This is a genomic window from Pedobacter borealis DSM 19626, assembly GCF_000708285.2.
Lineage (GTDB): Bacteria > Bacteroidota > Bacteroidia > Sphingobacteriales > Sphingobacteriaceae > Pedobacter > Pedobacter borealis.
This window is the reverse complement of the sequence record NZ_JAUG01000146.1, coordinates 1-6,621: the sequence shown is the minus strand read 5'-3', so window position 1 is coordinate 6,621 and position 6,621 is coordinate 1. Positions and strand designations below refer to the sequence as shown.

Annotated in this window: 6 protein-coding genes; 4 read left to right on the top strand and 2 right to left on the bottom strand. The window is 37.4% G+C overall.

What is annotated here, in order from left to right; genetic code table 11:
- Positions 1-164 precede the first annotated feature (164 nt).
- On the bottom strand, positions 165-764 hold the full coding sequence (locus AW17_RS22640) for an HD domain-containing protein (RefSeq protein WP_051692052.1): 600 nt from the start codon (positions 762-764) through the stop codon (positions 165-167).
- Between the two features lie 336 nt (positions 765-1,100).
- Here AW17_RS22640 and AW17_RS22635 point away from each other — a divergent pair, with 336 nt between their 5' ends.
- From AW17_RS22635 to AW17_RS22625, 3 genes are all read left to right on the top strand, one after another.
- Positions 1,101-1,733: a hypothetical protein gene (locus AW17_RS22635; protein ID WP_157280404.1), complete on the top strand. Its 633-nt coding sequence runs from the start codon at positions 1,101-1,103 to the stop codon at positions 1,731-1,733.
- Positions 1,734-1,880: 147 nt separating this feature from the next.
- The gene (locus tag AW17_RS22630) at positions 1,881-3,821 is read left to right on the top strand and encodes an LTA synthase family protein (protein ID WP_029280447.1); all 1,941 of its coding nucleotides are present in this window, start codon (positions 1,881-1,883) and stop codon (positions 3,819-3,821) included.
- An 11-nt stretch (positions 3,822-3,832) separates the two neighbouring features.
- The gene (locus tag AW17_RS22625; protein WP_029280445.1) at positions 3,833-4,198 is read left to right on the top strand and encodes a helix-turn-helix domain-containing protein; all 366 of its coding nucleotides are present in this window, start codon (positions 3,833-3,835) and stop codon (positions 4,196-4,198) included.
- A gap of 428 nt (positions 4,199-4,626) precedes the next feature.
- Here the strand turns inward: AW17_RS22625 and AW17_RS22620 are convergent, their stop codons facing one another.
- A complete protein-coding gene (locus tag AW17_RS22620; protein ID WP_029280443.1) occupies positions 4,627-5,121 on the bottom strand; it encodes an SRPBCC family protein in 495 nt (164 codons plus the stop codon).
- A gap of 168 nt (positions 5,122-5,289) precedes the next feature.
- Here AW17_RS22620 and AW17_RS22615 point away from each other — a divergent pair, with 168 nt between their 5' ends.
- Complete coding sequence (locus tag AW17_RS22615) at positions 5,290-6,270, top strand: GlxA family transcriptional regulator (protein WP_029280440.1); 981 nt, start codon at positions 5,290-5,292, stop codon at positions 6,268-6,270.
- Positions 6,271-6,621: the final 351 nt, after the last annotated feature.

The following is a 6,621-nucleotide window of genomic DNA, read 5'->3' as shown; positions in this document are numbered from 1 at the left end:
TTAGTATGTCAGTCTGTCCAAAGGACTCCTGTGGAGAGCGTAGTCGAAGACCCGTTTTTCGATCTATTAAAAGCAATCGACTCCGCTCAGTGTGACAAAAATGTTAGATAAGTAAAATAATTGTATCAAATTTAAACAGGCTCTAAAACTGTTATGTAAAACCTTTAGGTAAATCGCTGTATCAATTTTTCAAGGTTCAGATTCTTTTTTTTCTGCAATATTTGTTTACCAAAGGTGGTAAAGTATTTGTGCCCCGTAAGCATTTTGATGTTGATGGCATCCCATTCCCGATCTGTGTATACTAAACGAAGGTTTTCTTCCCACTCTCTTTTCAGCCTCGCGGCAAAATCAGTATAACTTTGAAGTGAAAAATGATAAAAATCAGTATCACATATTATTTTTTCTAAATCGGTATCTGGCAATTGAGGGTATTTTGTAGCAAGAATGCAGTTGCTTACCACTTCTATCTGATCGCGTTTAAGACCATTTTCCAGTAAAAATTCATATGCAATTTTGACACTGGCCAGCTCATGGCCAATATATTGTTTAGTATAGCCCACATCGTGTAAAAAGGCTGCTAAAGTAAGCGTCAGCAATTCATTTTCACTTACACTATTTTGCTTACCAATAATTTTAACGCCCTCTACAACTAACAAAGTATGCTCAAAACTATGAAAGTACATGTTTTTTGGCAGCTCCTTTTCAAAAAGTTCTTTAACAAAAGTTTCAACCTTTTTTAGCAATATTCCCTGCTCTTTTTCCATTTATTAATCTTCAATAAATAGTACAATAGTATTGGCTAATTCTGAAGAAAAACTGTAGCAATGATACTTATAGGCAGTTGTCGAACCAGAAATCGTTTTTCAACAAATTCATATTCTATTCAGAATTTCATTCAGATTGGATTATACCTAATAGGCTTTAAATACGAGTTAAGGAGATAAAAAGGGTTTGGCTGTACATCTACAGAATTCGAATGTACATTAATACCGCATAAACAATCTTCTTATTCCTTAAACCAAATATGATGAAAAAATTTTACAACATTATTTTTGTTGCACTAGTTAGCCGTGCTATTTGCCAATTGCACAAAAAAAGAGGTGGCAACAGATACCAAATTAAGTTACAGCTTTAGTGCGGGTAATTTAAGTGCATCGTTAAGCAGTAATGCAGCGGTAAGTGGAGCAGTTGTGGCGCCAGGCACTAACGGAAGCATAAACTGGACTACAGCGAGTATTAATATCGCAAAAATAGAGTTCAGTGCTACAAAGGCAGGTACACCCGTATCTTTAGAATCTAAAAATCTATATCTCGTTAATGCCTTAAAACCTGATTCATTATCAGGAACAGTTTCATTAATAGCAGGTGTTTATGAGCACAACCAGTTTAACTTAATCATGAGCAGTTCGCTTACCAACCCACCATTATTATTGACAGGAACTTACATTGAAGCTTCTGGAACCAAAATTCCAGTTAGATTTGAAATGAACCAAACGCAATCGATCAAATTAGAAGCCGCCAGAGTAGAAGTTGCTTCCGGAACATACTTAGCGAAAGTAGCCATTCAACTTAACGCATTGGTAACAGGGTTAACGGCAAGCGATTTCGGCCAAACCACACGTACCGACACAAATAACACCATTATAATTTCTAGCACAGTAAATAAAGCCTTATACGACAAGCTCATTGCCAGATTTACGTCAACAATGAGCGTTAATTTTTCGAAACAATAAAAAAATAAATTATTAAGTTCAATACTTTAATAATACCTTTGAACCTTAACCAATCCTTCAGGATTACTTCAGAATTGAAAACTACCTCCTCCATTTATTATACAAAGTGTGGCGAGAAAAGTTCAAGCTTTGGATTCACCTTTAACTATGAGCATTAAAGAAAAAACAAATAAATTACTCCATCATAGATTTGGACCAGTTTTTTTAGCCACAGCGCTATTGTGCAGCATATCGTTGATTACGAGACTTGCCTTATTAATTTACAGTGCATCTGGTGTTGATTGGTCGATACTGAATCTCCTTAAAATCCTGGTTATTGGTCTGTTTTACGATCTTGCTGCCTCATCTTTTGCAGTAATTCCGATTATAATTTACTTATGGCTGCTCCCTTCTAAATGGTATGCCAGTAAATTCAACAAGGTATTATTGTTCATTTATTTTTTCTTTGTTGTTTTCACGCTCATTTTCAATGCCATTTCAGAATGGTTCTTCTGGGAAGAATTTTCGGTCCGTTATAACTTTATAGCGGTCGATTATCTGGTATATACCACAGAAGTTATTGGAAATATCCGCCAATCGTACCCCATTAACAGTATTATGGTAGGTTTGGTTATCGTTACCTTGTTAATCGTTTATTTCTTAAGAAAGTTCATCACCTCCTCTACAACCAATAAAACCAGTTTCGGCAAACGCACCATAATTGCCCTGATTCTTTTGAGTCTGCCAGTGTTTACTTATTTTGGTGTAAGCCATAAATGGAAGTATCACAGCAAAAATCAATATGTAAACGAGCTTTCAGGCAATGGCATGTACGATTTTGGATTTGCCTTTTGGAACAATCAGCTGGATTATAATACTTTTTATAAAACACTCCCGATCAAAAATGCAGAAGCTATTCTGAGTCGCTTACTGCAACAAGATTCTACTGCAAAGGGAGAATTTAAAAATACCTCCAGAACCATCAATAATTCGGGTACCGAGAATAGGATGAATGTGGTACTGATCAGTGTAGAAAGTTTAAGCGCCGAGTTTTTAGGTACTTTTGGCAATACCCAGCACATTACCCCACAGCTCGATTCGCTGGCAAAAGAAGGTTTGCTCTTTAACAATTTATACGCTTCGGGAACGCGTACGGTGCGTGGTCTGGAAGCACTTTCACTTTGCATCCCGCCTACCCCTGGACAATCGATCGTAAAACGGCCAGATAATAAAAACCTGTTTACCTTAGGCAGTATATTCCGTTCAAAAGGTTACAACAGCAGATTTATCTATGGTGGTTATGGGTATTTTGATAATATGAACGAGTTCTTTTCCAACAACGGTTATCAGGTAACGGATAGAAGTGCGCTTCAGGATTCAGAGATCCATTATTCAAATATCTGGGGGGTTGCCGATGAAGATTTATTTACGCTTTCGTTACGCGAGCTGGATAAAGATTATAAAGACAAGAAACCCTTCTTCGCACAGATTATGACGGTTTCGAACCACCGCCCCTATACCTATCCAGAAGGAAGGATTGATATTCCATCGCACACGGGGAGAGAAGGCGCGGTTAAATACACCGATTACGCTATCGGTAAATTTATACGTGAAGCAAAGCAAAAACCCTGGTTTTCGAACACCTTATTCATAATTGTAGCCGATCACTGTGCTTCTAGTGCTGGTAAAGTAGAATTACCAGTAGATAAATACCACATCCCAATGATTTTTTACAGCCCAGGGCACATTGCACCAGACAAATTCGAGAAACTCACCGCACAGATTGATATCGGCCCAACCATTTTGGGTTACCTGAATTTCAGTTACGACAGTAAGTTTTTTGGTCAGGATGTATTTAAAATGAAAAATGGCGAAGAAAGAGCTTTTATAAGCACCTACCAAAGTTTGGGTTACATTAAAAACAATACGCTGGTTATTCTAGATCCGAATAAAAAAGCAACTACATACAAGCCTGATTTTACTACCGGAAGTGCTGTAACCATACCTGCAGATGAGAAATTGATTAACGAGGCCATATCTAATTATCAAATGGCATCATACCTCTATCAAAATGGTCTGTACGGTTTTGAAACTATAAAGAAACCCTAATAAATTTAACAATGAGCATAAATATTGGGTTGCTGATCTGGAAAGAGATGAAGGCAAAGCTAATGAGTAGAGAACAACTTGCCGGGAAAATAAGCGTTAGCAAACACCAGGTAGATACTTTACTTAAATCGGCCTCGATAGATACCAATTTATTAACCCGGATCTCTATTGCACTTGGTATTAATTTTTTCGAATACTACCGTAAAGATGAAGATCTGGCTCAATTTGAAATCGATATCCTTGCCCAAAGTGATGAGGAGCTTAATGAGCTTAAAAATTTAATCAAAGAAAAAAACAAATTGCTCGAGCTTTACGAAGAAACCATTAAAAGCCAAAAGAAGATTATTGGCACATTAGAAAACCTTCGGAAACACTAACAATAAATTTAATTTAATTTAGCTTTTAACTGCAGCCAGTTCATTAAAAATGAACTGGCTGCAGATATTATTAACCTGAGTTCGATTAATATTTACTCGTTGTGATCAATTTTAGTCTCTTTTTCCTAACGCGATCGTCATGCTGAACTTGTTTTACAAGTAGAAATAGTGTTTTCAATTGTCTTGTAGCTACTACGTGGTCAGCATCTTTCCTGCTAGATAGGAGCTTGTATCATAAAGATAGATTTGTCATCCTGAGCTTGTCGAAGGACCCGCTTAAATACCCTCTAAGGTGTTTCGACAGGCTCTCCGTAGGAGTCCTTTGGACAACATGACAGCATCTGAGGTGAAATCGCCTTTATGATACGCCCTCGACGATGGTGAGTTGAAAATATCTATAGAGGATCTTTAAAAGCATGTTCAGGTTATCAGGCTTCCAGTTTCCACTTTTTTGCCAATTCAGTATTAAAACCATCATTTTCCTTAGGATTTGGCTCTCCCTTTCCGGTGGTAATCAACTTATACAAGCTTTCTTTTATATAGTTAGTCCAGGCTTCCCTGCAAATTTCATAACATTCGTACTGCGGTACCAAGCCCTCGTGCGTAAAAGTTACAGCGGTTTGCTCGCCTTTTTTAGTAATATCGAAAACCAACTTCGTACCAATCCATTCGCTTTTATCGGTTGTAAACTTAAAGTAGTTATCCAATATCAGCCAAACTACTTTTTGATCCTGAATCAGTTCTACCAGTTTCATTTTACAGTAATGAATATCCCTATAGTGATAAACTGATTCGGCGTTAATAATATCGGTATCTCCTTCAATAGCTTCTGACCACCATCCGCTTACGTTGGTGATTGCATTAAATACTTCATTCGGACTTTGATCTACCAATATGGTGGCTGTAAAATCTTGCTTTTCCATGGTTCTGCTGTTGTTTAATTTAAGATTGATTAGAATAAAACAAAGTTAACAGCAATATGTGTTGCAAGCAGGGGGCAAAACAGACATTGTAACGGGTTGATTTGGACAGATTTAAACTTTATCTTTACTACAGTAAATTAACAGATCTATTGATGTAAAACCATTAAGATGAAACACATTACCATTCTTGTGCCCGACGGACCGAATAACTTAAGCAGTATTGTTGGTTCGTACAAAATACTAAGCAGAGCTAATGCATATTGGCAGGAAAGCGGCAAAGCACAGCTATTTAAAATTGAGTTGGCAGGTATTTCTAAAGCGGTCGATTTTTATGATGGTTTGTTTTCGGTGAAACCGCACAGGCATATTTCAACTATCACCAAAACCGACCTTGTGATTATTCCCTCTTTAAATCACAACTACCAACAGGCAATGGAAGGGAACAAAGAACTAATTGAATGGATTGCCGCACAATATAAAAATGGCGCCGAAATAGCGAGTGTTTGTACTGGTGCATATTTACTGGCATCAACTGGTTTATTAGATGGAAAAACCTGTTCTACACACTGGATTGTGGCTGATAATTTCAGTAAAATGTTCCCAAAGGTAAATTTACAACCCGATAAACTGATTACAGACGAAAATGGCATTTATACCAATGGAGGGGCGTATTCATTCTTAAACCTCCTGCTGTATCTCGTTGAAAAATACTTCGATAGACAAACAGCCATTTTCTGTTCGAAGGTTTTCCAGATTGAGATGGACAGGCAAAGCCAATCGACCTTTATTATTTTTAAAGGTCAAAAACTGCATGGCGATGAAATGGTAAAAGAAGCGCAATGTTATATCGAAAACCACCTGCAACAAAAAATATCTGTAGAAGGCTTATCTACCAGGTTTGCGGTTGGCAGGAGAAGTTTTGATAGAAGATTTATCAAGGCAACGGGAAACACGCCAATAGAATATTTGCAGCGCGCTAAAATAGAATCGGCTAAAAAGGCTTTAGAAAGCACTAGAAAAACCGTTAATGAAGTAATGTATGAGGTAGGTTATGCGGATGTAAAAGCCTTTAGAGAGGTATTTCGCAAAATTACAGGAGTTTCTCCACTCGAATATCGAAATCGGTACAATAAGGAAATGGTAATGTAAAATGATCAGGCAACATGCTCCTGCTGCCTGATGATTAATCTGTATTTTACTAATCCTTTAAAAATTATGCCTGAACAATCCGTCGATACAGGTAAACTTTTGGATATTGCTCCATAATCGGTAACCGTCTAATTTTTCAGTTTTAGAAAGTTACGAATAAAAGTGTTATTGATAGTGGTACAAATCGAGTAGGAAGATAGGGATTATTTCCCTATCTGTCCTCTCACACCACCGTACGTGCCGTTCGGCATACGGCGGTTTGTTGAAATAGTATCTCTTAACAACCGGTAGTATTCTCCTGTTGTCAGGCATTGTGCCCACTGGTTGCACGGCTCGGCTCAGCTCCTCTTA